13 protein-coding genes are annotated in these 23,289 nt (G+C 72.2%); 8 read left to right on the plus strand and 5 right to left on the minus strand.

The genetic code is table 11. The features are described 5' to 3' along the window. Positions 1-182: 182 nt before the first annotated feature. From ACQEVJ_RS10715 to ACQEVJ_RS10730, 4 genes are all read left to right on the plus strand, one after another. The gene (locus tag ACQEVJ_RS10715) at positions 183-3,338 is read left to right on the plus strand and encodes an NACHT domain-containing protein (RefSeq protein WP_433099701.1); all 3,156 of its coding nucleotides are present in this window, start codon (positions 183-185) and stop codon (positions 3,336-3,338) included. A 247-nt stretch (positions 3,339-3,585) separates the two neighbouring features. Further along, complete coding sequence (locus tag ACQEVJ_RS10720; RefSeq protein ID WP_433099703.1) at positions 3,586-6,420, plus strand: glycoside hydrolase family 3 C-terminal domain-containing protein; 2,835 nt, start codon at positions 3,586-3,588, stop codon at positions 6,418-6,420. Next, a complete protein-coding gene (locus ACQEVJ_RS10725; protein WP_433112648.1) occupies positions 6,411-7,418 on the plus strand; it encodes a LacI family DNA-binding transcriptional regulator in 1,008 nt (335 codons plus the stop codon). Before ACQEVJ_RS10720 ends, ACQEVJ_RS10725 begins: the two co-directional genes overlap by 10 nt. Next, positions 7,415-8,698: a GH1 family beta-glucosidase gene (locus ACQEVJ_RS10730; protein WP_433099705.1), complete on the plus strand. Its 1,284-nt coding sequence runs from the start codon at positions 7,415-7,417 to the stop codon at positions 8,696-8,698. Before ACQEVJ_RS10725 ends, ACQEVJ_RS10730 begins: the two co-directional genes overlap by 4 nt. A gap of 246 nt (positions 8,699-8,944) precedes the next feature. Here the strand turns inward: ACQEVJ_RS10730 and ACQEVJ_RS10735 are convergent, their stop codons facing one another. Further along, entirely contained in the window at positions 8,945-9,964 is a 1,020-nt protein-coding gene (locus ACQEVJ_RS10735) for an isopenicillin N synthase family dioxygenase (protein ID WP_433099707.1), read from the minus strand. 192 nt (positions 9,965-10,156) lie between these two features. Here ACQEVJ_RS10735 and ACQEVJ_RS10740 point away from each other — a divergent pair, with 192 nt between their 5' ends. Beyond that, positions 10,157-11,539, plus strand: coding sequence for a sensor histidine kinase (locus ACQEVJ_RS10740; RefSeq protein WP_433099709.1), 1,383 nt, complete (start codon positions 10,157-10,159; stop codon positions 11,537-11,539). Positions 11,540-11,594: 55 nt separating this feature from the next. Here the strand turns inward: ACQEVJ_RS10740 and ACQEVJ_RS10745 are convergent, their stop codons facing one another. Then, the gene (locus ACQEVJ_RS10745) at positions 11,595-12,374 is read right to left on the minus strand and encodes a DoxX family membrane protein (RefSeq protein WP_433099711.1); all 780 of its coding nucleotides are present in this window, start codon (positions 12,372-12,374) and stop codon (positions 11,595-11,597) included. A gap of 76 nt (positions 12,375-12,450) precedes the next feature. Next, entirely contained in the window at positions 12,451-14,040 is a 1,590-nt protein-coding gene (locus tag ACQEVJ_RS10750) for an MFS transporter (protein WP_433099713.1), read from the minus strand. A gap of 222 nt (positions 14,041-14,262) precedes the next feature. Here ACQEVJ_RS10750 and ACQEVJ_RS10755 point away from each other — a divergent pair, with 222 nt between their 5' ends. The 3 genes from ACQEVJ_RS10755 (at position 14,263) to ACQEVJ_RS10765 (ending at position 20,393) form a co-directional block, all read left to right on the plus strand. Further along, the gene (locus ACQEVJ_RS10755) at positions 14,263-16,116 is read left to right on the plus strand and encodes a hypothetical protein (protein ID WP_433099714.1); all 1,854 of its coding nucleotides are present in this window, start codon (positions 14,263-14,265) and stop codon (positions 16,114-16,116) included. A 124-nt stretch (positions 16,117-16,240) separates the two neighbouring features. Beyond that, entirely contained in the window at positions 16,241-18,589 is a 2,349-nt protein-coding gene (locus ACQEVJ_RS10760) for an AAA family ATPase (RefSeq protein WP_433099716.1), read from the plus strand. A gap of 100 nt (positions 18,590-18,689) precedes the next feature. Further along, positions 18,690-20,393 carry an ABC transporter family substrate-binding protein gene (locus ACQEVJ_RS10765; RefSeq protein ID WP_433099718.1) on the plus strand — a complete coding sequence of 568 codons (1,704 nt, stop codon included), beginning with the start codon at positions 18,690-18,692 and terminating at the stop codon, positions 20,391-20,393. Between the two features lie 72 nt (positions 20,394-20,465). On the opposite strand, the gene ACQEVJ_RS10770 is transcribed toward ACQEVJ_RS10765, so the two are convergent. Together ACQEVJ_RS10770 and ACQEVJ_RS10775 are read right to left on the minus strand one after the other, a co-directional pair. Continuing rightward, positions 20,466-21,239: a LamB/YcsF family protein gene (locus ACQEVJ_RS10770; protein WP_433099720.1), complete on the minus strand. Its 774-nt coding sequence runs from the start codon at positions 21,237-21,239 to the stop codon at positions 20,466-20,468. Positions 21,240-21,563: 324 nt separating this feature from the next. Then, positions 21,564-23,066 (minus strand): hypothetical protein, encoded by a 1,503-nt coding sequence (locus ACQEVJ_RS10775; RefSeq protein ID WP_433112651.1) that lies wholly within the window; start codon positions 23,064-23,066, stop codon positions 21,564-21,566. Positions 23,067-23,289: the final 223 nt, after the last annotated feature.

Consider the following 23,289-nt stretch of genomic DNA (forward strand, 5'->3'; position numbering starts at 1 on the left):
GGGCGCGGACCGGCCGGGACTCCCGGCCCCGCGCCCGCTCGGCTTGATACGACGCCTCAACCTAGCGAGATCGGCGGCCGTCTTGTCGCCGGGCGGTAGCACCGCGGGGTCGCACAGGAGCGAGGCTGTACACGATCGGCCGCGTCCTCCAGCATGAGGAGAGCGAGCGCGAGGGAGACCGGATGCCGAACAAGCTCTCCTACGCCGACGCCGTGAAGTTGCTGGGCGGCTCTGGCAGCGCGCTCGTGACCGCGCTGGATAAACTGACCGGCGGGGTCCTGCTGGCGGCGACTGGCGGCGGCGCCGAGTTCGCGCTCAACCTCTTCGACGCCAAGGGCGAGATGGCCCGACTCAGCGGAGCACTGATCAGCGGGTTGGGAGACCGGCTTCGCGGCTTGGGCCGCTTCGACCGGACCGAACGGCTCACGGCTGCTCATAAGGTGATCGTTCTCACGGCCTTCTTCGAGTCCGTGAGCGCCGCGAAACTCCCCGAGGGAGCCAAGGACCTCAGACTCCGAAAGCCGACTCAGGTCATCCTGTCCACGGGCGAGCACGCCTCCTCCGGCCGGCTCCGAGAGCTTGCGGCTGTGCTCAACGACAGCGACATCCCCGGCGAGCCCGCGCACCTCGACGGTGCCGACATGCCGGAGACGCTGGGGAAGTTCTACGCTTCATTGGCCCTGCGGCTGATCGCCTATCTGCGCGCGACCGCGGTGTGGAGTCGACTCGACCACGCGGAGGAAGCCGAGCGCGTCCTGACCGAAGAGGTTCCCAGCCTTGCGGTGCGCCGCTACGAAGAGCATTTACGTCGTCTGGCCGGTGACTTCCCCGAGGTGGAATTCTGGTCGAATCGGCTCGGCCATGTCGCCACCCAAGAGCGACTGGTGCGGTTGCAGGCCGGGTTGGAAGGGCTGGAACGCATCCTCGGTGAGATCGCTTCCGGCGTCGAACTCGCCGACCACCGGCGGCAGGCGCTGGCCAGGCGCTACCGGCGAAGTCTGGACAGGCCCATCGCGGCCACAGGAGACGTGCCGGATGGCCTGACGATTCCGGTCCTAGCGGAAGGGTACGTCAATCCCCGGTTCCGTGCCGCCGCGGTCGCGCGCGATGCGCAGATCGGCCAGGAGGACTGGTGGGAGGAACAGCCGGTCCGGGACGACTTCCAGGCGTTCTTCATCGGCCATCTGACCTCGCTCGCCGCCATCAGGAGCCCTCTGATCGTCCTAGGCCAGCCGGGCTCGGGCAAGTCGGTGCTCACCCAGATGCTCGCCGCCCGCTTGCCCGCCCGTGACTTCCTGACGGTGCGGGTACCGCTACGCGACGTCCCCGCCGACACGGACCTGCAATCACAGATCGAACACGCCATCAGAGACGCGACCGGCGACAGCATGACCTGGCCAGCGCTGGCCAGAACGGCCGACGGTGCGCTGTCGGTCGTTCTGCTCGATGGATTCGACGAGTTGCTTCAGGCCACTGGCATCGGCCAGACGGACTATCTCGAACAGATCGTCCGCTTTCAGGAACGCGAAGCCGACCAGGGGCGACCGGTCATGGTCGTAGTCACGAGCCGCATCACAGTCGCGGACCGGGCGCGGATCCCGTTCGGTGGCGCTGTTGTCGTGAAGCTCGAGCCGTTCACGGACGAGCAGGTAGAGCGATGGCTGACCGTTTGGAATGAGCGCAACATCGACTACCTGGCCGCGCGGGGTTTGCGGCCGCTGCCCCTCGCGGTGGCGCTGCGCCAACCGGCGCTGGCCACGCAACCGCTGCTCCTGCTGATGCTGGCCCTGTACGACGCGACGGACAATGCCCTTCAGCAGCGCGGGCAGGAGCTCGACGGAGCCGACCTCTACGAACGGATTCTGCGCCGCTTCGCCGAACGTGAGATCCGCAAGTCCCGGCCGGAACTGGCCGGAGACTCGCTGGAGTCAGCCATCGATGAGGAGATGCTGCACGTGTCGGTCGCGGCGTTCGCGATGTTCAATCGCGGCCGCCAGTGGGCCACCGAGGACGAGATCTCGGCGGATCTCACCGCGCTACTCGGCCCGCTGGCCTTCCCAGAGCGATCGCCGGACTTCCACGCCCCACCCACTCCTGCCCAGCGCGTCATCGGCCGGTTCTTCTTCATTCACAGGGCCAGGGCCCTGCGCCACGACGCCGACCTCAACACCTGCGAGTTCCTCCACGCGACATTAGGCGAGTTCCTCGTCGCCCGGCTGATCCTGCGCGAGCTCGTCGAACTGGCCGCCGTCGCGGCGACACGCAGCAGGCACAGGATCGATGACGGCTTCATCCGGGCCCTCTTGTCCTTCGCACCCCTGACCGTGCGCGGGCAAATCATCGAGTTCCTCATCGCGATCGCCCGGCAGACTCCCGGCGAGCAGCGCCGGCTGCTTCGCGATTGGCTGCTCACCGCCTTCAGCGGCGCCCTTGAACCGCACAGGGATACCGCCCACGACTCCTACCGGCCCACCCCCCTCAGTGTCCCCGTTCGGCATGCCGCCTACTCCGCGAACCTGCTCGTCCTGGTCGCCCTGCTCGGCGGCCCGGTCACCGGGCGTGATCTCTTCCCTCGCTCGTCTTTTCCGGCGGCCGAGTGGCGGCGTCACGCGCTGCTGTGGAGATCGCAGTTCACTGCGGAAGCCTGGCGGAACCTGGTCGCTCTGCTGTCTCTGGATCGGACCTGGCATGGCGACGAGCGCGACGTCCTCGTCGATCTGGCCACGGACGGGTCCTGGGCCGCTCCCGAGCTGGACCCCTTCTGGATCTTTCGGATGCCGCCCGGCGACGGCGGCCGGAATGTGCATGGCTGGCGCCATGCCCGAACGTTCGACCTGCTCAAGGAGAGCTATTTCACCTGCGATCTCGCCGAGGACATCGCCTGGCACGGCTTGGCGCCGATCATCCGGGAGATGGACGATGAGGACGGGTTCGGCCCCGGCCAGGTTGGAGCCACGAGCGCCTTCGCGACCCTCTCCACGGACGAGGCGATCTCCACCACGAACGCCATCATCCGCCTCTGGCTCGCCTCCACCAATCCGGAGGGAAGCGGTGATCTCCAGCAGGCTTACGAGAACTGCCTGACGGTCATCGAGCGCAGCCGCCCGGAGGAGAGTACGGCGAGTCGCGACGCCTTGCTGGCCCGCGTCCTGCGGCAGCTCGCCGCCGACCGTGAGCGCCTCGCGCCCGAGTTCCTGACACGGGCGCTGAAGGTACTGAAAGTGACCATCCTGAACGGATCACGCCTGTCCGATCTGCCCCTGGTACGGCACTGGGCGGCGGATGCCTTTGCTGACATCGGCTGGTCGCCGGTTGCGGACGAGGCGAGCGACTCCTGACACGCGGCCCCAGGGAGCCCCTGAGCCATTCTCAAAACCCGTGGCACACAGGTCTTGACCTGAGCCGAGGATGAGGGCAATCTTCCGAATAAGCCCGGATTTACACACCGGAAACTTGCGGTAACCCTTTCGAAGCGCTTCGACAGCGGCGCTTCTCCAACCGAACATGCGGATCCTCGCGACGCCCCCATGGGCGCGTTTTTCGGCAGGTCATCGAAGCGCTTCGACGCGAAGGGTAAGTCTCCACATGAACGAACCGGACCCGGCTTTCCGGAACCCCGCGCTGTCTCCCGCCGAACGGGTGGACGACCTGCTCGGCAGGCTCACGCTCGACGAGAAGATCGGCCTGCTGCACCAGTATCAGGCGCCGGTGGAACGGCTCGGCCTGCGGACCTTCCGCACCGGCACCGAGGCCCTGCACGGCCTGGCCTGGCACGGCCCGGCCACCGTGTTCCCCCAGGCCGTCGGGCTGGCCAGCACCTGGAACCCGGACCTGGTCCGCCAGGTGGGGGAGGCGACCGGCGACGAGGTCATGGCCTTCCACCACAAGGACCCGCAGAGCGTGGGCCGCAACGTCTGGGCGCCGGTGGTCAATCCGCTGCGCGACCCCCGCTGGGGCCGCAACGAGGAGGGCTACTCCGAGGACCCTTGGCTCACCGGGGTGATGGGCACGGCCTACGCCCGCGGCCTGCGCGGCGGCCACGACGTGCTGAAGACGGCGCCCACGCTGAAGCACTTCCTCGGCTACAACAACGAGACCGACCGGTGCGTGACCTCCAGCGGCCTGCCGCCGCGGGTGCTGCACGAATACGAGCTGAAGGCGTTCCGCCCGGCCGTCGAGTCGGGGGCCGCGGTGGCGGTGATGCCGTCGTACAACCTCGTCAACGGCCGACCGGCCCACCTGTCGCCGCTGATCGGCAGTCACCTGCGCACGTGGGCGCCCGACGACATCCTGGTGGTCAGCGACGCGTACGCGCCGGGGAACCTCGCCGGGATGCAGGGCTACCACAAGGACCTGCCCGAGGCGTACGCGCACGCGATCAAGGCCGGCCTGGACAGCTTCACCCAGGACGACGCGGACGCCGCCACCACCCTGGGCCACGTCAGGACCGCGCTCGACCGCGGCCTGCTGACCGAGGCCGACGTCGACGCCGCCGCCCGGCACGCGCTGTCGATCCGCGTGCGGCTGGGCGAGTTCGACCCCGCCACGCCGTACGACGACATCACCCACGACGTCGTCAACAGCCCCGAGCACCAGCGGCTCGCGCGCGAGGCGGCCCGCCAGTCGATCACCCTGCTGAAGAACGACGGCCTGCTCCCGCTGGCCGCCCCGCGCACGGTCGCGGTGATCGGCCCACTGGCCGACGCGTTGTTCGAGGACTGGTACAGCGGCACGCTGCCCTACCATGTCACGGCCCTGGCGGGGCTCGCCGAGCGGTGCGAGACCGTCTACTGCGAGGGCGTCGACCGGGTGGCGCTGCGCACCGAGGGCGGGTACGTCGGCGCCTCCGCCGACCCCGCCGGCGGGCCGCTGTACGTGGGGAGCGAGCGGTCCTGCTTCGACGTGTTCGACTGGGGCGGCGGCGCGTTCGCGTTCCGGTCCTGCGCCAACGGGCGGCACGTGTCGGCGGGAGAGGACGGCGTGCTGGCCAACGACCAGCCGGGACCGAACGGCTGGGAGGTGCGCCAGACCTTCCGGATCGAGGAGCGGCCGAGGGGCGTCGTGCTGCGCAACATCTCCTCCGGCCGATACGTCACCGTGGCCGACGGCGTCTTACGCACGACCGACGACCCCGACGCCGCGTCCGTGCTGTCCGTGGAGCCGGTCGAGAGCGGCGCGGCCCGCGCGGCGGAGGCGGCGGCCCGCGCGGACGTCGCGATCGTGGTGCTCGGCGACCACCCGCTGGTGAACGGCCGCGAGACCGAGGACCGCGCGACGCTGGCGCTGCCCGAGCGGCAGGAGGCGCTGCTGAAGGCCGTCCACGCGGCCAACCCGGCCACCGTTCTGGTGGTCTCCAGCGGCTACCCGTTCGCGGTGACCTGGGCGCAGGAGCACCTGCCCGCGGTCGTCTGGTCGGCCCACGGCGGCCAGGAGTACGGCCACGCGCTCGCCGGCGTGCTGCTCGGCGACGACGACCCGGGCGGCCGCCTCACCCAGACGTGGTACCGATCGGCCGCCGAGCTGCCCGACCTGCTCGACTACGACATCATCGCCTCCGACGCCACCTACCTCTACTACCGCGGCCGGCCGCTCTACCCGTTCGGGCACGGCCTGAGCTACACCCGCTTCGCCTACGCCGATCTGGAGCTGTCGTCGGCCGACCTCGCCGAGGGTGACACGCTGACCGTCCGGGTCACCGTGACGAACGCCGGCGAGCGCGAGGGGGAGGAGGTCGTGCAGTTCTACACCCACCAGCAGCGCTCCCGCGTCAAGCAGCCGCTGCGCCAGCTGCGCGGCTTCGTCAAGGTGCGGCTCGCGCCGGGCGAGAGCCGTACGGTGTCGGTGGACGTGCCGGTCGGCGACCTGGCCTTCTGGGACGTGACGCGGGGCAGGTTCGTGGTCGAGGAGGCCGCGCACAAGGTGCAGGTGGGCGCCTCGTCGGGGGACATCCGGCTGTGCGCGCCGTTCCGGGTGCGGGGCGAGCGCATCCCGCCGCGGGATCTGACCTCCGGGCCACTGGACGCGGCCGATCACGACGAGTACGACGGTGTGGTGCTGTGCGACGCCGCCCTCGACTCCGGCGACGCGGTCCGCTCCACCGGGCCGGGGGCGTGGATCGCTTTCCGCGACTGTGACTTCGGAGGGGACTTCGAAGGGAACTCCGGAGGGAAGTCCGGCGATCAGAGCTCGTCCGCGTGCCTGCTCGCGGTGTCGAGCGACGAGGGCGGGGTGGTCACGCTGCGGCTCGACGACCCCCTGATCGGCGAGGTCGCCGGTGCGGTCAGCGTCCCGCCCACGGCGACCAGGCACGATTTCGTCGAGGTGAGCACTCCTCTGGCGGGAGCCGCCGGAGTGCGCGATCTTTATGTGGTGTACGAGAGCGAGGGGGTCACGGTGAGCGCGCTGGGGTTCTGCCCGTGAGGACCGTGACGATCGCCGACGTGGCCAAGCACGCGGGGGTCGCCGTCTCCACGGTCTCGTACGTGCTGAGCGGAAAGCGGGCGATCTCGGCGACCACCCGGCAGCGGGTGCTGGACAGCGTGCGGGTCCTCGGCTACCACCCCAACGCCGGCGCCCGCGCCCTGGCGAGCAAGCGCGCGAAGGTCATCGCGCTGGTGCTGCCGCTGCGGGCCGGCATGAACCTGCCGGTCCTCATGCAGTTCGCGACCTCGGTCGTCACCACGGCCCGCCAGTACGACCACGACGTGCTGCTCATGACGGCCGACGAGGGGGCGGACGGGCTGCACCGGGTGGCGGCCAGTGCGCTGGTCGACGGGCTGCTGCTGATGGACGTGGAGATTCACGACCCCCGCGTGCCGCTGCTGCGCAAGCTCGCCGAGCCGAGCGTGCTGATCGGCTTCCCGGCCGACCCCGAAGGGCTGACCTGCGTCGACCTCGACTTCGCCCGCGCCGGGGCGCTGTGCGCCGACCACCTGGCCGATCTCGGGCATCGCGAGATCGCGCTGCTCGGCGCGCCGCGCGTGGTCTACGAGCGCGGCACGGGCTTCGCGGAGCGGACGATGGCGGGTTTCGTCGAGGCGGCCCGGCGGCACGGCCTCGAGGCCGACGCGCGCCCCTGCGAGGAGTCGTTCGACGAGGTCCACGCCGCCGTCAAGCTGCTGCTCGACGAGCGGCCGCGGCTGTCCGGCCTCGTCGTGCACAACGAGGCGGCCGCCGGCCATGTGCTGGGGGCGTTGCGGATCCTCGGCAGGCGGGTGCCCGAGGACGTCTCGGTGGTGGCGATCTGCCCTGACGATATCGCCGAGCGGGCCAGCCCCGCGCTGACCTCCGTGCTCATTCCCGCCGAGGATGTCGGCAGGCAGGCGGTCCGGCTGCTCATGGCCAAGCTGGAGGGCCAGGCCGTCCCCGAGTCGACGCTCCTCGAACCTCGGCTGACGATTCGCGAAAGTTCACGATGACCTCATTTCCCGACGGCTTCCTGTGGGGGGCCGCGACCGCGTCGTACCAGATCGAGGGAGCGGTCCACGCCGACGGCCGCGTCCCCTCGATCTGGGACACCTTCTCCCACGCCCCCGGCATGGTCGCCGACGGCCACACCGGCGACGTGGCCTGCGACCACTACCACCGCTATCTCGAGGACGTCGAGATCATGGCCTGGCTGGGGCTGAAGGCGTACCGGTTCTCGGTGGCCTGGCCGCGCCTGGCCGACCTGAGCTTCTACGACCGGCTCGTCGACGCCCTGCTCGCCAGGGGGATCACCCCCGTCGCGACCCTCTACCACTGGGACCTGCCGCAGACGCTGCAGGACATGGGCGGCTGGACCAACCGCGAGACCGCCTTCCGGTTCGCCGACTACGCCGCCGCCGTGCACCGGCGCCTCGGCGACCGCGTGCCCGTCTGGACGACGCTCAACGAGCCCTGGGTGTCGGCGTTCGTCGGGTACGGCTCGGGCCGGCACGCGCCCGGGGTGACCGACCCGGCAGCCGCGTTCACCGCCGCCCACCACCTGATGCTCGGGCACGGCCTGGCCGTGCAGGCGCTGCGGGCGGGGGGAGCGGAGTCCGTCTCGCTGACGCTGAACCTGACGCCGATCCTCGGCGACCCCGAGCCGGCCCGCCTGATCGACGGGCTGGCGAACCGGCTCTTCCTCGACCCCGTGCTGCGCGGAGAGTACCCCGCCGACGTCCTCGCCCATCTGGAGCGTTTCACCAAGGTCAACCTGGACGACCTGCCGACGATCGCGCAGCCGATCGACGTGCTCGGCGTCAACTACTACACGGTCAACCGGGTCGTCGCCGACCCCTCGTCCGAGGGGCATGCGGAGTATCCCGGCAGCGAGGGCATCGCCTGGGAGGACCCGCAGGGCGAGGTCACCGAGATGGACTGGGAGATCAACCCGGCCGGGCTGGAGGACCTGCTCGTACGGCTGGCGCGCGACTACCCCGGCACGCCACTGATGATCACGGAGAACGGGGCCGCCGTTCCCGACGGGGTGTCCGACCCCGGCCGGATCTCCTATCTCGACGCCCACTTCCGCGCCGCCCGGTCGGCCATGGACCGGGGCGCCGACCTGCGCGGCTACTTCGTGTGGTCCCTGATGGACAACTTCGAGTGGGCCCGGGGCTACCACAAGCGGTTCGGGCTCGTCCGCGTCGACTACGACACGCTGGAGCGCACGCCGCGCGACAGCGCGCGGTGGTATCGCGAGGTGATCGCCGGGAACGGCCTGGCGGACTGAGGCGGCCCGCCCTAGAGAGGACGTTCTCCAGGCAGATCATCGCGACCACCAGAACGACCAGCGCGCCGAGGTGGGCGGCCGACGACCACAGGCCGATCGGGACGGTCGCCGCGGCCAGCAGCGCCGCGGCGACCCGAACGGCGGGCCGTCCCAGCCCCAGCGCCCAGCGGAACCACAGGTCGCCGAGCAGGAACAGCGCGACCGGCAGGCCGTGCCGCTCGACGATGTGCGACGGGTGCAGGTTGATTACATGCTTTCAGGCGCACCGGATGCCGGCAGTACCCGGCCGCCGAGTCGCGGGAACACCTTGGCGACCTTCGCGGTCAGATAGTCGCCGTACGTGCCGGTGAAGGCCCGCAGGTCCAGGCCGTCCCAGCGGGCGCGGCCCCCCTCGCGGGCGGGCAGGGAGGGCAGCGGCGGCACCTCGCAGTCCCAGCCCGGGTCGAAGAAGAAGGGGAAGGACAGCCTGCCGCGGCCCGTGGCGTTGCGCACGCGGTGCGGGGTCGACCGATAAAGACCGCCGGTCAGCTTGTCGAGCATGTCGCCGATGTTGCAGACCAGGGTGCCCGGAATGGGCGGCGCCTCGATCCAGCCGCGGGCGGTGTGCACCTGGAGGCCGGAATGGTCGTCCTGCAGCAGCAGCGTCAGCAGGCCGTAGTCGGTGTGCTCGCCGACCCCCCACTCGTCCGGATCGGCGTACGGCGGGGGCGGATAGTGGAAGATCCGGAACAGGATCGTGGGCGTGGCCGTGTAACCTGCGGCGAAGTAGTCCTCGTCGAGTCCGAGGCTCAGCGCCACGCCCCGCATGACCGCCTGCCCCACGTGGGTGAGGGCGTCCATGTACGCGAGCACGGCCGGGCGCAGTTCGGGCACCTCCTCGGGGAAGAGGTTGGGCCCGTGCAGCGGCCGGGGATCGTCGTGGCCGAGCTCGGCGCCGAAGTAGACGCCCTCCTTGAGGTCGGGCCGGCCGGATGTGAGCTCGCCGCCCACGGGGAAGTACCCGCGCCAGGCCCGCCCGCCCCGGTTCATGGAGATACGTGACTTGTGCTCCTCGGGCAGCCGGAAGAAGCGCGCCGCGGCGTCCCTGAGCTCTGCGATCAGGGCATCGGGCACCCCGTGACCGCTGATGTAGAAGAAACCGCTGTCCAGGCAGGCGGCCTCGATCCGGCGCGCGACCTCGGCGCGCGCGTGGCCTGCTTCGGGGCCGGTCCCGGGACCGGTGAGGGCGGTCACGTCGATTACCGGCAGTGGTCCGGCGGCATTCATACCCCATATCCCACCATCCGGGAGGGCCGTCAGGAAGGCTCCTTTACCTGCTTGCCGGTCGTGTTGCGCGTGTCGGCACTTCGGCACGACAGGACAATCTCGTCCAGTTTGTTCCGTTACCGGTTAATAACGCCCTGAAGAGTAGATTTCTTACGCACGGTCAGTAGGGCCACGTCGTAAGTGGGCGATCACGTGGGTTTCGGGGATCGTTGGTCGGTCAGGAGCCGCATCGCGCTGTTCACCGGCACGGTGGTCGCCCTGCTGTGTGCCGCGTTCTCGGTCGTCCTGGTGTGGTCCCTGCACGTGGCGGCCCGGGAGAACCTCATGCGGGAGGTGACGTCGGGCGGCGGGCGGGTCGCCTACCTCGTGGACCGCGGGCAGACGGGGAGCGTGCTGCCCCCCGACGGGCGAGACCGGCCCATCCAGGTGGTGGACCCGCAGGGCAGGGTGCGCGCGGCGACGCCGGACATGGCCGGAAAGCCGGCCATGGCGACCTTCCGTCCCCGGGCGCCGCTCCGCAAGGCCACGCGGGAGGTCTGCGACGGCGTCTTCGGCGAGGACCGATGTGATGTCGTGATCGCGCAGCAGGTCTACCGTGACGGCGGAGACTGGACCGTCTACAGCGCCGCGCCGATCCAGGCGCTCAATGCGCCGCCGGCCCTGGTGGCCGGTCTGGCGGCGGGCTCGGTGCTCGTCACCGCCGCCGTCGCCTACGGCGCCCGGCGCAGCGTGAAGCGTGCGCTCCTGCCGGTGCGGGCCATCCGGGCCGAGCTCGACGAGATCAACGCATCGGACCTCGGGCGGCGGGTGCCGGTTCCCGAGTCCAAGGGGGAGATCCACGACCTCGCGCAGAGCGTCAACTACACGCTGGACCGGCTGGAGGAGACGCTCGAACAGCAACGACGCTTCACCTCTGACGCGTCCCACGAACTGCGCAGCCCGATCACCGCGATCCGCGCGCAGGTGGAGGACGCGCTGCTCGCCCCGCAGGAGTCCGACCTGCGGGAGATAGGGCCGGCCGTGCTGAAGAGCCTCGAACGGCTCCAGGCGGTCGCCGCCGACCTGCTGACGCTCGCCCGTCTCGACGCCGGCGCGCCCTGCGAACGCGAGCCCCTGGACCTCGGCCGGCTCGTGGCCGCGGAACTGGACGTCCGCCGCCCGGTCAGGAGGATCGTCTCGCATCTGACTCCCGGTGTGGTCGTCCGGGGGGACCGCATCCGGCTGGGCCGTCTGGTCACCAACCTGCTGGACAACGCCGAGAGACACGCCGCCACCACCGTACGGCTGGAGGTGCGGCGCGAGGACCCGCCCGACCGCGATCCCCGGTTCCGTTCCGGTCTGGCCGTGCTCGAAGTGCTCGACGACGGCACGGGGATCGCACAGCACCAGCGCGAACTCGTGTTCCAGCGGTTCACCCGGCTCGACACGGCCCGCAGCAGGCATGTCGGGGGCGCGGGCCTGGGCCTGCCCATCGCCCGGCAGATCGCCGAGAGTCACGGCGGCACCCTGACGATCATCGACAGCCCGCGCGGCGCGTGCTTCCTCCTGCGCCTTCCGCTCTCCCGGGAGCCCTGACCTCCGCTGAGCCGTTCGGCCCGGCCCGCCCTGCCCGCGCGGCATCGGCCGCCGCTCAGCGGGCCGGGGGCGCCTCGGCCCGGCTCTCCGTGGTCGTGTCGTCGTCCCGCCGCGTACGCCGCTGCCGGGGCGCGGCCTTGCGTACCGTCGTCGTGGCCGGAGCCTCGTCGCCGGGCCGGTCCGCGGCCGTCCCAGAGGCGGTGGACCCCGCACCCACGCCGGATCCGGCCGCCGGAGGCGACTCGGGCGACTTGAGCGAATCACCGGAGGGGGTGGGCGTGGGCCGCCGCTCGCCGGAATCGGGCGTGGGCGGGGCGGGCCGGGCCGGGGAGTCGCCCGCGCCCGGTTCGCCGGGCCGTGGCGGGCGCAGCGCCGCGATGACCGCGTCGGCCTCCGCGTCGGCGGCGAACTCCCCGGCCGCCTCGGCCTCGCGCCGTTTGATGACCACCATGTGGTCGGCCGAGATCCGGCCCGCGCCGGTGACGGACAGCAGCACGGAGGCGGCCCCGAGGGCCACGATCAGTTCGATGTCGCCCCCGGTGAGCGGCAGGCCGGTGTCCCCGGCCGTGACCACGAACACCGCGAGGGCCTCGGCGAACAGCAGCAGCCCGATGACCGGCACGGCGAGGCCCGCGATCAGCAGCGTGCCGCCCACCAGTTCGGTCAGCATGGTCACCGGCGCCCACACGCGGGGCAGCGGGGCCTGTAGCGCGGTGAACTGGTCGGCGGTGGCGTTGAGGCCGGCTTCGAGCTTCTGCCAGCCGTTGGCGAAGAAGATCCCGCCGACGCCCATGCGGGCGGCCAGCGAGGCTAAGTCGTGCAGGGTTCTCTTCACGGCTTCTCACTCTGGGTGGGGGGGTGACTTGCCCGGACACTTTCCCGCCTGCGCCCCCGTCATGCGCCCGGCCGGCTCAGGTCCGTACGCCGTCGGACTCCTCGGCGTCGGCGCCGTCGGGGGTGGGGACGTGGCGGGGGAGCAGCAGGGCCACGGCCAGCGCGGTGAGCGCGAGCAGCGCCACGCTGACGACGATGGTGGAGTGCAGGGCGGTGACGAAGGCCGCGCGGGCGGCGTCCAGCAGCGCGGTCCCTGTCGCGCCGGTCTCGTCGGCCACGTGCGCGGCCGCGGCCAGCGACTCGCGCGCCTGCGCCATGAGCCCGGCCGGGATCCCCGGGACGGTCGCGAGGGAAGGGGCGTACACGATCGTGGTGATCGTCCCGAGTACGGCGATGCCGAGGCCCGCCCCGAGCTCGTAGGCCGTCTCCTCGATCGCGGCGGCGCCGCCGGCCCGCGACTCCGGCACCGTGGCCATGATCGTGTCCGACGCCGCCAGCAGGGCGACCTCGACGCCGAAGCCGATCCCCACGAAGCAGACCGCCAGCATCACCGGATGCTGCTCCGTGCCCCAGGTCAGCACCGGGATGAGGGACAGCGCGGTCAGGGCGAGGCCGCCGCCGACCGTCGCGCGCAGCCCGGCGCGTCCCAGCACGTGCGCCGCGGCCAGGCCGCCCGCGATGGCCGCGACCATGAGCGGCAGCATCCGCACGGCGGCCTCCAGGGGCGACAGCCCCAGCACGAGCTGGAGATACTGCGCCAGCATCAGCTCCAGCCCGACCAGCGCGAAGATGGCCAGCAGCACGCAGCCGACGCCGGTCGCGAAGCCGCGATGGGCGAACAGCCCGATGTCGAGCAGGGGGAACGGCAGCCGCCGCTGCCGCCGAACGAACCAGACGAGCAGCGCGACGCCGGCCAGGAGCACCGCGACCGAGGGGCCGCGGCCCAGGGTGTGTCCCGACCCCGCCTCCTTCAGCCCGAACGCGACGGCCAGGATGCCCAGGGTGGACAGCGCCGCGCTCAGCACGTCCCACGGATGGTCCGCCCGGCGCGGCGACGCGGGCAGGATCCGTACGGCGAGCGGCAACACGACCAGCAGCAGCGGCACGTTGATGAGGAAGACCGCGCCCCACCACAGGTGCTCGACGAGGACCCCGCCGATCAGCGGCCCGACGGCCGCTCCCGCGGCGGCGACGGCGCTCCACACGCCGAGCGCGATCGCCCGCTCGCGCCGGTCGGTGAACACCTGCCGGATGATCGAGAGCGTCGCCGGCATGATCATCGCGCCGCCGACGCCGAGGAAGGCGCGCGAGACGATGAGCGCGAGCGGCGTCGCGGCGAACGCGGCCGACAGCGAGGCCAGGCCGAACACTACGTAGCCGCCGAGCACGAACGGCCGTCTGCCGTACCTGTCGCCCAGCGTGCCGAACGTCACCAGCAGCGGCGCGACGACCAGCGAGTAGATGTCGATGATCCAGAGGAGCTGCACGGACGACGGCTCCAGGGCCGCGGTGAGCGCCGGGACGGCGATGTGCAGCACGGTCGCGTCGACCGCGATCAGGAGCAGGCTGAAACACAGGAGTACGAGCACCGACCACCGGCTCGCCCGGTGCTCCCGCAGGGCGCCCGCGGCGCGGACGGTGGCGGACTCGACCGAAACCATGATCATAGTCCGCTCAGTGCTCCTGCCCCAAGATCCCGGCCCGCTGGAACATGCGTGGCAGCTTAGGCCATGGGAAGCGGATCTCTCAGCCCTTCCGGTGATGTCGGGAACATATCGCCGGATCCGTATCACCCCAGGTGATCAAGTGGAGCAATCCGCCTCTCTAGAGAGCCATAGGTATATATCCCACGTCTAGGCAAGCGGCCGACCGCAACGGATCATGCGGTCGTGGGGAGCGATATCGACGGATGTGATACGTCCCCGGTGCCGCCCCCGCTCGACCACGCCGACCCCCGCGCCTGGTGCGCCGTCGCGGTGGCCCGGCTGTCGCGCGACCAGCCGGAGGCGGCGCTGGAAGCGGCGCGCCAGGCGATCGGCCGCGATCCGCAGGACGAATGGGGGCATCGCCTGGCCGGCGCGGCGCTGGAGCGTCTCGGCCGTGACACCGAGGCGGTCGCGGCGTCGCGGGAGGCCGTACGGCTCGCGCCCGGCTCCTGGGCGGCGCGGCTGCGGCTCGCGAGCGCGCTGCGGCGGATCCCCGGACGGTGGCGGGAGGCGTGGGCGGAGGCCCGGCACGCCGTCCGGTTCGCCCCCGACGAGCCCGACCCGCACGTGCTGTGCGGCGACCTCGCGCTGCTGCGCGGCGACCACGGCGGAGCGGCCCGGGCGTACGGCGAGGCGCTGCGCAGACGCCGGGACCACCCGGCGGCGTGGGTGAACCTCGGCCTCACACTGCTGCGCTGGCAGCGGCCGCGCGGCCACCACGACCCCGCCTGGGAGGCCGATCCCCGCGACACCGGCCGTGCGCGGCGCGCCCTGGAGACCTGGTCGCGGCAGGTGCGCGTGATCCTCGCGGTCGCGACGGCCGGGATCTGCGTGGCCGTCGTGCTGCCCGGCCTGGGCCTTCTGCCCGGCGCGCACCGGCTCCCCGGAATGCACGGGGAGGCGCGGATCGCCGGCGCGCTGGCGCTCGCGGCCGTCCTCGCGATCTGCGTCAGGCAGGCCACGCGCGTGGGCGCCTGGGCCTACGTGCCGGGCATGCTCCGGCGCGACCTGCGCCTCTGCATGTCGGTCGCGCTCGGGCTGCTCGCCCCGGCGGCGTACGTGGCCGGGCTGGCCACGCTGCCGGAGCCTAGGCCCGGTTCGCTGCAGGAGGTGGGCGAGGTCTGGGCGGGGGCGACCGGGCTGGTGCTCCTGAACCCCGCCGCGGCGCTCGCCGTCAGGCTCCTGGCCGAGACGTGGCGGGGACGCCCGGTCGCCGCGCTGAGGCGGTTCGCCGCCGCGCTCCCCGTGCCACCCGCGGCGGGTGACCGGGCGGCGCAGCGCGACATCGCCGTCACGTTCTGGATCGTCGCGGCCCGCGCGTGGCAGGCGGCCGCGGCGCTCATGCTGGTCCCCTTCGTGACCGGCGCGCCTCTCGCCGCCGTGGCGTGCCTGGCGGTCCCGGCGGGGCTGCTGCGGGTGCGGACGGCGGGCGCGCCGCGGCCGCGCGACCGGTGGCTCGCCGTGGCGCTCGCCGCCCCGGCCGTCGCCGCCGTCTGCGCCGCCGCCGCGGGCGCGGCGGGGGCCCTCGCGGGACCGGATCCCGCCGTCGTGGCCCTGTGGAGGTGTGCCTGGGGCGCGCTGGCGCTCGGGGCGGCGGCCTTCGCGGTGCGCGCCACGCGGGCCTGGTGGCGCGGCGGGCCGGGGCCGTGGCGCGCCTCGCTCGTGCCGTCCGAGTCGCGCGGCACGCGGATCCCCGGCGACCTGACCCCCTCGGCCGGTCTCAGCGACGAGGTGCGGCACGCCGCGGCCTACTCCCGGAACGTGGTCCTCGCCTGCACCGGGGCGGACGGCCCGCGCGCGCTCGCGGTCAGCGCCGTGACCTCGGTGACCCCGGCGGGCGAGTTCCGCCTCATCGCCGGCGACGAGGCGTGGGACGCGGTGCGGCGCGACCCGCGCGTGGTCCTCTTCGTGGGAGACCCGCGATTCTGGGCAGAGGTACGGGGCGTCGCCGTGCCGGATGACGACGTGCTGCGGGTCACCCCGCGGCAGGTCCTGATGCGCGAGTACCCCGGACGCCACCAGGCCCGCACCAGGTAGCCGCGCACCGTGCGACTCGGGCGGGCGGCCCGTTCCGGCGACGTGCGTCGTCTACCGCGCCGCATGGGTCCACCCATTCCGTTCGCACGTGCGGTATAACCGGGGTCGAAGCGGGGAGGCGTCGATGCGGGACTCCGACAGGGCACGGGCGGCGAGCCTCTTAAATCGGACTGCGGCACGTGATCTGTTCGAACAGGTGCGTTTCCGCTATTTCCAACTTCCGCCATTCGCGCGACGCGCGCTGTTCGTGGTGCTGCTCGTCGCCACCATGGGAGTGGCCGCGGCGCTCAACTGGTCGCTTGCGCCCACGTTCATCTACACGTTCCTGGCGCTGTCCTTCCTCGCGCTGGCGCTCAGCTATCCGCGCGCCGCCGCGACCGTGCTCGTGCTCGCCGGGTGGGGCCTGCTGCTGCCGCTGTTCATGGGCGTGTTCGGCGGCCAGTCGATCGTGCCCGGGCTGCTGATGCTGCTGGGCGCGCTGGCCGGCGGCGCGGCCCACCTGATCCGGTGGGTCCCGCCGTGGCTGACGACGCTGATGTCCCTCGCGCCCGCCGGGGTCGTCGCGCTGTCGCTGTCGCCGCTGTCGCCGTCCGCCGCCCTGTGGGGCGCGTACGGCGTGGCCGCCGCGGTGCTCCTCTACCGCCTGGTGCTGGCCCGCAAGGTGCGCGCGGAGGCGGAGCGGCAGGCGGCGGGCGCGGAGACCCAGGTGCAGGTGCGCGCCAGGGCGGGGGGCCATCAGCCCGCCGCGGCCGAGGGCGGCGCTCCGCCGCCCATCACCGTCGAGCAGGCGCTCGCGGAGCTGGAGTCCATGATCGGCCTCGAACCGGTCAAGGAGCAGGTGCGCGCCATCGCGGCGTCGATCGAGGCGGCCCGGCTGCGCAGGGAGGCGGGCTACGCCAACGAGCGGCCGATGCGCCACTTCGTGTTCGTCGGCCCGCCCGGAACCGGCAAGACCAGCGTCGCCAGGTCGCTCGCCAAGATCTTCTACGCGTTCGGGCTGCTGGAGACGCCGTTCGTGGTCGAGGCGCAGCGGGCCGACCTCGTGGGGGAGTACCTGGGGGCCACGGCGATCAAGACCAACGAGCTGATCGACCGCGCGCTCGGCGGCGTCCTGTTCGTGGACGAGGCGTACGGTCTCATCAACTCGGGCGACGGCCAGCCCGACCGGTTCGGCGCGGAGGCCGTGCAGACGCTGCTCAAGCGGGCCGAGGACGACCGTGACCGGCTCATCGTCATCCTGGCCGGCTACGAGCGGGAGATGAACGACTTCCTCGCGTCCAACCCGGGGCTGTCGAGCCGCTTCGCCAGTCGGGTGCGCTTCCCCAGCTACAGCCCCGCCGAACTGCTGGAGATCACCGAGGCGCTGCAGCAGCGACGGGGAGACCGGCTCGCCCCCGAGGCCCGTCCCGTGCTGCGCCGGCTGTTCGAGGACGTGGAGCGCCGGGGGCTCGTCGACGACCTCGGCAACGCCCGCTTCGCCCGCAGCCTCGCCGAGGCCGCCGCGCAGGCCCGTGACGTGCGCGTGGTGAGCGCGGGCGGTGCGCCGCGCGGCGAGGACCTGGTCACCACCACCGCCGACGACGTGACCAAGGCCTTCAACGAGATCACCGCGCGATACCGCGGCTATCAGGTCACCCCGACCCTGGACGAGGCGCTCGCGGACCTCGACAGGATGGCCGGCCTCGAACCGGTCAAGCGGCAGGTTCACGCGATCACCGCCCAGCTCAAGGTGGCCAGGATGCGCCAGGAGCAGGGCCTGCCGGTCCAGTCGCAGATGCGGCACTTCGTGTTCGTCGGCCCTCCGGGCACCGGCAAGACGACCGTCGCGCGGATCCTCGGCCGGATCTTCTCCGCGCTGGGCCTGCTGGCCAGGCCCGACGTGGTCGAGGCGTCGCGGGCCGACCTGGTCGGCCAGCACCTCGGCGCGACCGCGATCAAGACCAACGAGCTGGTCGACAGGGCGCTCGGCGGGGTGCTGTTCATCGACGAGGCCTACAGCCTGGTCAACACCGGCTACTCGGGGGGCGACGCCTTCGGGGCCGAGGCGGTGCAGACCCTGCTGAAGCGCGCCGAGGACGATCGCGACCGCGTGGTCGTCATCCTGGCCGGCTACGAGCGCGAGATGGACGCGTTCCTGGCGACCAACCCCGGCCTGGCCTCCCGGTTCAACCAGCGCGTGTCGTTCCCCTCCTACAGGCCGTCGGAGCTGACCGAGATCGCGGAGCTGCTGGCCGCCCGGAGCGGCGACAGGTTCGACGCCCCGGCCGCGCGCGACCTCGCCGACGTCTTCGACTGGGTCTGCCGGGAGGGGCTCATCGACGGGCTGGGCAACGGCCGCTTCGCGCGCTCGCTGTACGAGCGGGCCGCGCTGCGGCGCGACGTCCGGCTCGCCGAGCAGGGGTCGGCGAACGCCGCCGAGCTGACGACGATCATCAGCGAGGACGTCCGCAGCGCGGTAGACGAGTTGTCCTGATGTCGTAGGGAACCCACCGGACGCGTGTCCCGATGGCCGTATGCCGTCACTTCCTGCTACTAATCGACTGCGGATGGTAGCTGGAGGATCGGAGAAGCACGTGAGAGCACGATGGCCGGTTGTCCTGGCCACACTGGCCGCTCTGTGGGCCGCCGGTGCCTGCGGCGTGCAGCGGGGGCCGGGTGAACCGGACAGCGGGCTCGCCCCCTCTCCGGTCAGGGCGTACGACGTCAATCCGCTGGCCCGGGACAAGGTCAAGGACGGCGGCACACTCCGGTGGGGGCTCACCGACTTCCCGACGCAATGGAACCGCAACCACGTCAACGGCGACGGCACCGGCGTCAAGGCGGTGACGGACGCGCTGATGCCGCGCACGTTCCGGTCCGACGAGCGGGGGCGGCTGACCATCGACACCGACTACGTGACCAACGCCAGGATCACCGCGACCTCCCCCCGGCAGGTCATCACCTACTCCATCAACCCCAAGGCGAAGTGGTCGGACGGCAGGCCGATCACCTGGACGGACTTCGCCGCGCAGTGGAAGGCCATGAGCGGCCACGACCGGGACTACCGGGTCGACTCGACCATCGCGTACGAGAACATCCAGAGCGTGGCCAGGGGGGCGAGCGACCGCGAGGTGGTGGTCACCCTCGCCCAGCCGTTCAACGAGTGGCAGTCCCTGTTCACGCCGCTCTACCCCAGCACCACCAACGCGACCGCGGCGGCGTTCAACGCCGACTGGATCAACCGCATCCCGGTGACCGCGGGGCCGTTCCGCGTGGAGCGCCTCGACCCCAAGGGCAGGACGGTCACGCTCACCCGCAACCCCGCCTGGTGGGGCAACCGGGCCAAGCTGGACAGCATCGTGTTCCGGACCGTGCGTCCCGACCAGATGGTCCACGCGTTCACCAGAGGGGATGTGGACGTCTTCGAGGTGGGCCCGTCCCCCGACGACTACGCGCGGGTCAGGGAGGCGTGGGACGCCGTGGTCCGGCAGGCCGCGGGCACGCAGTATCGGCAGCTCACCTTCAACGGGGCGAGCCCCGTCCTGGCCGACGCGCGGGTGCGCGAGGCCGTCGCGGCGGCGCTCGACCGCCGCGGTCTCATGCAGGTGGACCTCAAGGGCCTCGGCTGGCCGACCGTGACGCTGGACAACCACTTCCTCATGAACAGCCAGTACGGCTACCACGCCAACGCCGGGGAGATCGGCGGGTACGACCCGAAGCGGGCCGGGCGGCTGCTCGACCAGGCGGGCTGGAAGCTGTCGGGCAAGACCCGCGTGAAGAACGGCAAGCCGCTCACGCTGCGCTTCGTCGTCCCCGACGGCATCGTCATGAGCGGCGTCGAGGCCGACGTCGCCCGGCAGATGCTCCAGCGCGTGGGCATCCGGGTCGATGTGCGCAAGGTGCCCTTCGACGACTTCTTCGGCAAGCACCTCATCCCGGGCGACTTCGACATCACCGCCTTCGCCTACCCGAGCACGCCGTTCCCGGTGTCGAGCGCCTTCGACATCTACGCGGACGGCGAGAGCGGAGGCCGGGGCGACGACATCGAGTGGTACTCCAACCTCGGGCGCAGCGGGAGCAAGCAGATCGACGAGGCCATGTACCGCGCCGGCAGCACGCTCGACTCCGACAAGGTGCCCGGCCTGCTGAACGAGGCCGACCGGCTGGTCTGGAAGAGGGTCAACGTGCTGCCGCTCTACCAGTGCCCGCAGGGCGTCGCCGTGCGCTCCGCGCTGGCCAACATCGGGGCCAACGGGTTCTTCGACCTCAGGTATGAGGACATCGGCTACGCCTCCTGAACGGCCGCCGTCGGGCCGCCTCCGGCGAGCCGGTCCGAACCGGCGCCACATGCCCGCCGGCGGCCCTGACGGTCACGTGAACGACTCCACCGTCACGCCGGCCTCCACGAGCGCCTCACGGACGGCGGCTGCGATCCGGACGGCGTCTGGCGTGTCCCCGTGCACGCAGACGGACCGGGCGCCGACGCGCACCTCGCCGCCCTCGATCGTCGTCACCACGCCCTCCGTGGCCATGCGCACGGCGCGGGCCGCGACCTCGTCCGGGTCGTGCAGCACCGCCCCGGGCCGCCGCCGGGGCACCAGCGTCCCCTCGGGCGTGTACGCGCGGTCGGCGAAGCACTCGGCCACCGTCGGCACGCCGTGACGGGCGGCCACCCGCGAGAGGGCCGACCCGGGCAGCGTGAGGATCGGCAGCGCCGCGGCGGCGGGGGTGAAGGCCGTGACGGCAGCCACCACGGCCTCCGCCTGCTCCTCGTCCCGGCAGGCGCGGTTGTACAGGGCGCCGTGCGGCTTCACGTACGACACCCGCCCGCCCATCGACCTGGCCATGCCGTCCAGGGCGGCGAGCTGGTAGAGGACGTCGGAGCACAGCTCCTCCGGGTCCACCTCCATCTCCCGGCGGCCGAAGCCGGCCAGGTCGCGGTAGGAGACCTGCGCGCCGATCGCCACGCCGCGGTCCACCGCCGCCGCGCAGGTGCGGCGGATGATCAGCGGGTCGCCCGCGTGGAAGCCGCAGGCCACGTTGGCGCTCGTCACCAGGTCGAGCAGGGCCACGTCGTCCCCGAGCCGCCAGATCCCGTAGCCCTCTCCGAGATCGGCGTTCAGGTCCATCACAGCAGCGTTCATGTCTCCCGCTCACCATCGGGGCGCTCATATCCGCCGTCTTCCCTCGTCGCTCGGAGTCGCTCGTTCCTCGCTCCCCGCTCGCTCCTCAGTCCAGACCGGCGGCGCGCCCCTCCGGATCGCTCGATGTCTCCCGCTCACCATCGGGGCGCTCATATCCGCCGTCTTCCCTCGTCGCTCGGAGTCGCTCGTTCCTCGCTCCCCGCTCGCTCCTCAGTCCAGACCGGCGGCGCGCCCCTCCGGATCGCTCGATGTCTCCCGCTCGCCATCGGGGCGCTCGTTCCCAGTGCCGTGTCCATCCTGCCGCAGCGGGAGGGGTTCGCGACGTCAGGCGGGAGGTTCGTCCGGGATGTCGGCGATGTCGTCCAGGGCGGCGGCCAGCTCGTCCGGGTGGTCGCCGATGCGCTCGGCGATCTCGATGAGGACGTGCAGCACGTCGTGCCGGTCGTGCCCCAGGTCGATCAGCCGCTGGGCGGCCTCCCACAGCTGCGGCGGGTCGCCGACCCACAGCCGGCCCGCGATCTCCTCGTGCCAGGCGAGGTGCTCCTCCAGGTCCGAACGGCCCAGCTCGTCCGCGTGGTCGATCTCCAGCAGGATGCGCCGGTCGGCCTCGTCCGCCGGGTTCAGCAGGTCGAGGTTGGTCGAGCCGCGCATGCCCTGCAGCAGGGGGAACGCGAACGCGCGCCGGGCCAGCGCGGACAGGTCGCCGTCGGGCAGCAGCCGTTCCACGAGTGAGCGGTCGAGTCCGAAGGTGGTCGGGTCCCGGTAGGCCTCGGTGAAGCGGGCCGTCGCCTCCCAGACCGCGTCGAGCGTCGCCCGCACGCCCTCGTCGGGCAGCCCGATCCGGGGGCCGGCGAAACGCACCCACGCCGACAGCACGTGCGGCATGGCGTCCTGCTCCGCCGGGGTGAGCAGGACCTTGCGCGGCAGCCAGTCGAGCAGGAACGTCTCGCACTTGGTCGGGCTCACCCGCATCGGCCGGGCGAAGTCCTGGTCGCAGCCGTAGTCGATGATGTGGTCGGCGCACCGGGAGGCGGCCGAGGGGTCCGACAGGTTCTCCGCCGCGTCCGAGGCGAGGAACTCGGCCGCCAGCATCGCCCGGCGGTCGCGGCTGTAGGGGGCCTCGGTGTGCGCGGGGGCGGGCCGCATCCGCCCAGGTGGCAGCGCCTTGACGCGCGCCCGCGCGAACGCGTGGTAGGCGCTGTAGCTGTCGCTCACCAGCTTCGGGCCCGTGCGGCCGTGCGCGGCGGCCCGGGTCGCCTTCATCGCGAACTCCAGCAGCGCCCGCGCCTGCTGCGGCTCCAGCTCCTCGAACCGTAGCAGCGCGTTGCCCGCCGCCTCCAGCCTGGCCTGCTCCAGCAGCTTGTCGACGTGCGACGACACCCAGGCGTCGCGGGCCATGCCGCCCATGTTGTAGTCGGCGACCACGACCAGCGCGTGCCTGTCCTCGCCGTTGTAGGCGAACGTGCACACCACGGTGTCCTGGTCGCCGTACACGTCCCTGGAGACGTAGCAGCCGGTCGGCTTGACGGCGCCGACGCGGTCCGCCCAGCGGGGCCGGGCGACGTCGGACTCCATCAGCGCGAGCGCCGCGCCCTCCGCCTTGGCCGCCTGGCGGGCGGTGCCGAGGTAGGCGACGGAGATGAGCAGGGTGAGCGCGGCCGGCGTGCCGGCCTTGGCCGCGTAGTCCACCAGGCCCTCGCCGAGGATCTGCTCGACGTCGCCGCCGCGCAGCCGCCTGCCCCACCACGCGCCGAGCATGTCGGAGACCATGAGCTCGGCGTCGAGCGGGCTGCGCACGGCGAGCAGCTCCCTGGCCGCCAGCAGCATCTCCGCGAACACGTCGTCCGGCGGCCGGGCCTCCCGGGGGTCACGTCGGCGCCGGCGACTCACGAGATCTCGCTCCGCTCGCTCACGGTGACCACCTTCTCGCATTCCCGCCGCGAAGGGCATCAGGAACACGGGCCGGTGACTTCCCCGTTATCTGCCGCTCCAGCCTTCCCCGCCGTACGGCGGTGGGCCGGGGCGACGGCCGGCGAGCGCCGTACGGCGC

Origin of the sequence: Microbispora sp. CA-102843, assembly GCF_050936215.1 — a bacterium.
Classification (GTDB): Bacteria; Actinomycetota; Actinomycetes; order Streptosporangiales; family Streptosporangiaceae; genus Microbispora.

Excerpts from the sequence above, each read along its gene's own strand:
- ACQEVJ_RS10750 (WP_433099713.1), bottom strand. The coding sequence starts at position 14,040 with ATGATCATGGTTTCGGTCGAGTCCGCCACCGTCCGCGCCGCGGGCGCC.
- ACQEVJ_RS10775 (WP_433112651.1), bottom strand. The coding sequence starts at position 23,066 with ATGCTGCTGGCGGCCAGGGAGCTGCTCGCCGTGCGCAGCCCGCTCGAC.
- ACQEVJ_RS10715 (WP_433099701.1), top strand. The coding sequence starts at position 183 with ATGCCGAACAAGCTCTCCTACGCCGACGCCGTGAAGTTGCTGGGCGGC.
- ACQEVJ_RS10760 (WP_433099716.1), top strand. The coding sequence starts at position 16,241 with ATGCGGGACTCCGACAGGGCACGGGCGGCGAGCCTCTTAAATCGGACT.
- ACQEVJ_RS10735 (WP_433099707.1), bottom strand. The coding sequence starts at position 9,964 with ATGAATGCCGCCGGACCACTGCCGGTAATCGACGTGACCGCCCTCACC.
- ACQEVJ_RS10720 (WP_433099703.1), top strand. The coding sequence starts at position 3,586 with ATGAACGAACCGGACCCGGCTTTCCGGAACCCCGCGCTGTCTCCCGCC.
- ACQEVJ_RS10770 (WP_433099720.1), bottom strand. The coding sequence starts at position 21,239 with ATGAACGCTGCTGTGATGGACCTGAACGCCGATCTCGGAGAGGGCTAC.
- ACQEVJ_RS10730 (WP_433099705.1), top strand. The coding sequence starts at position 7,415 with ATGACCTCATTTCCCGACGGCTTCCTGTGGGGGGCCGCGACCGCGTCG.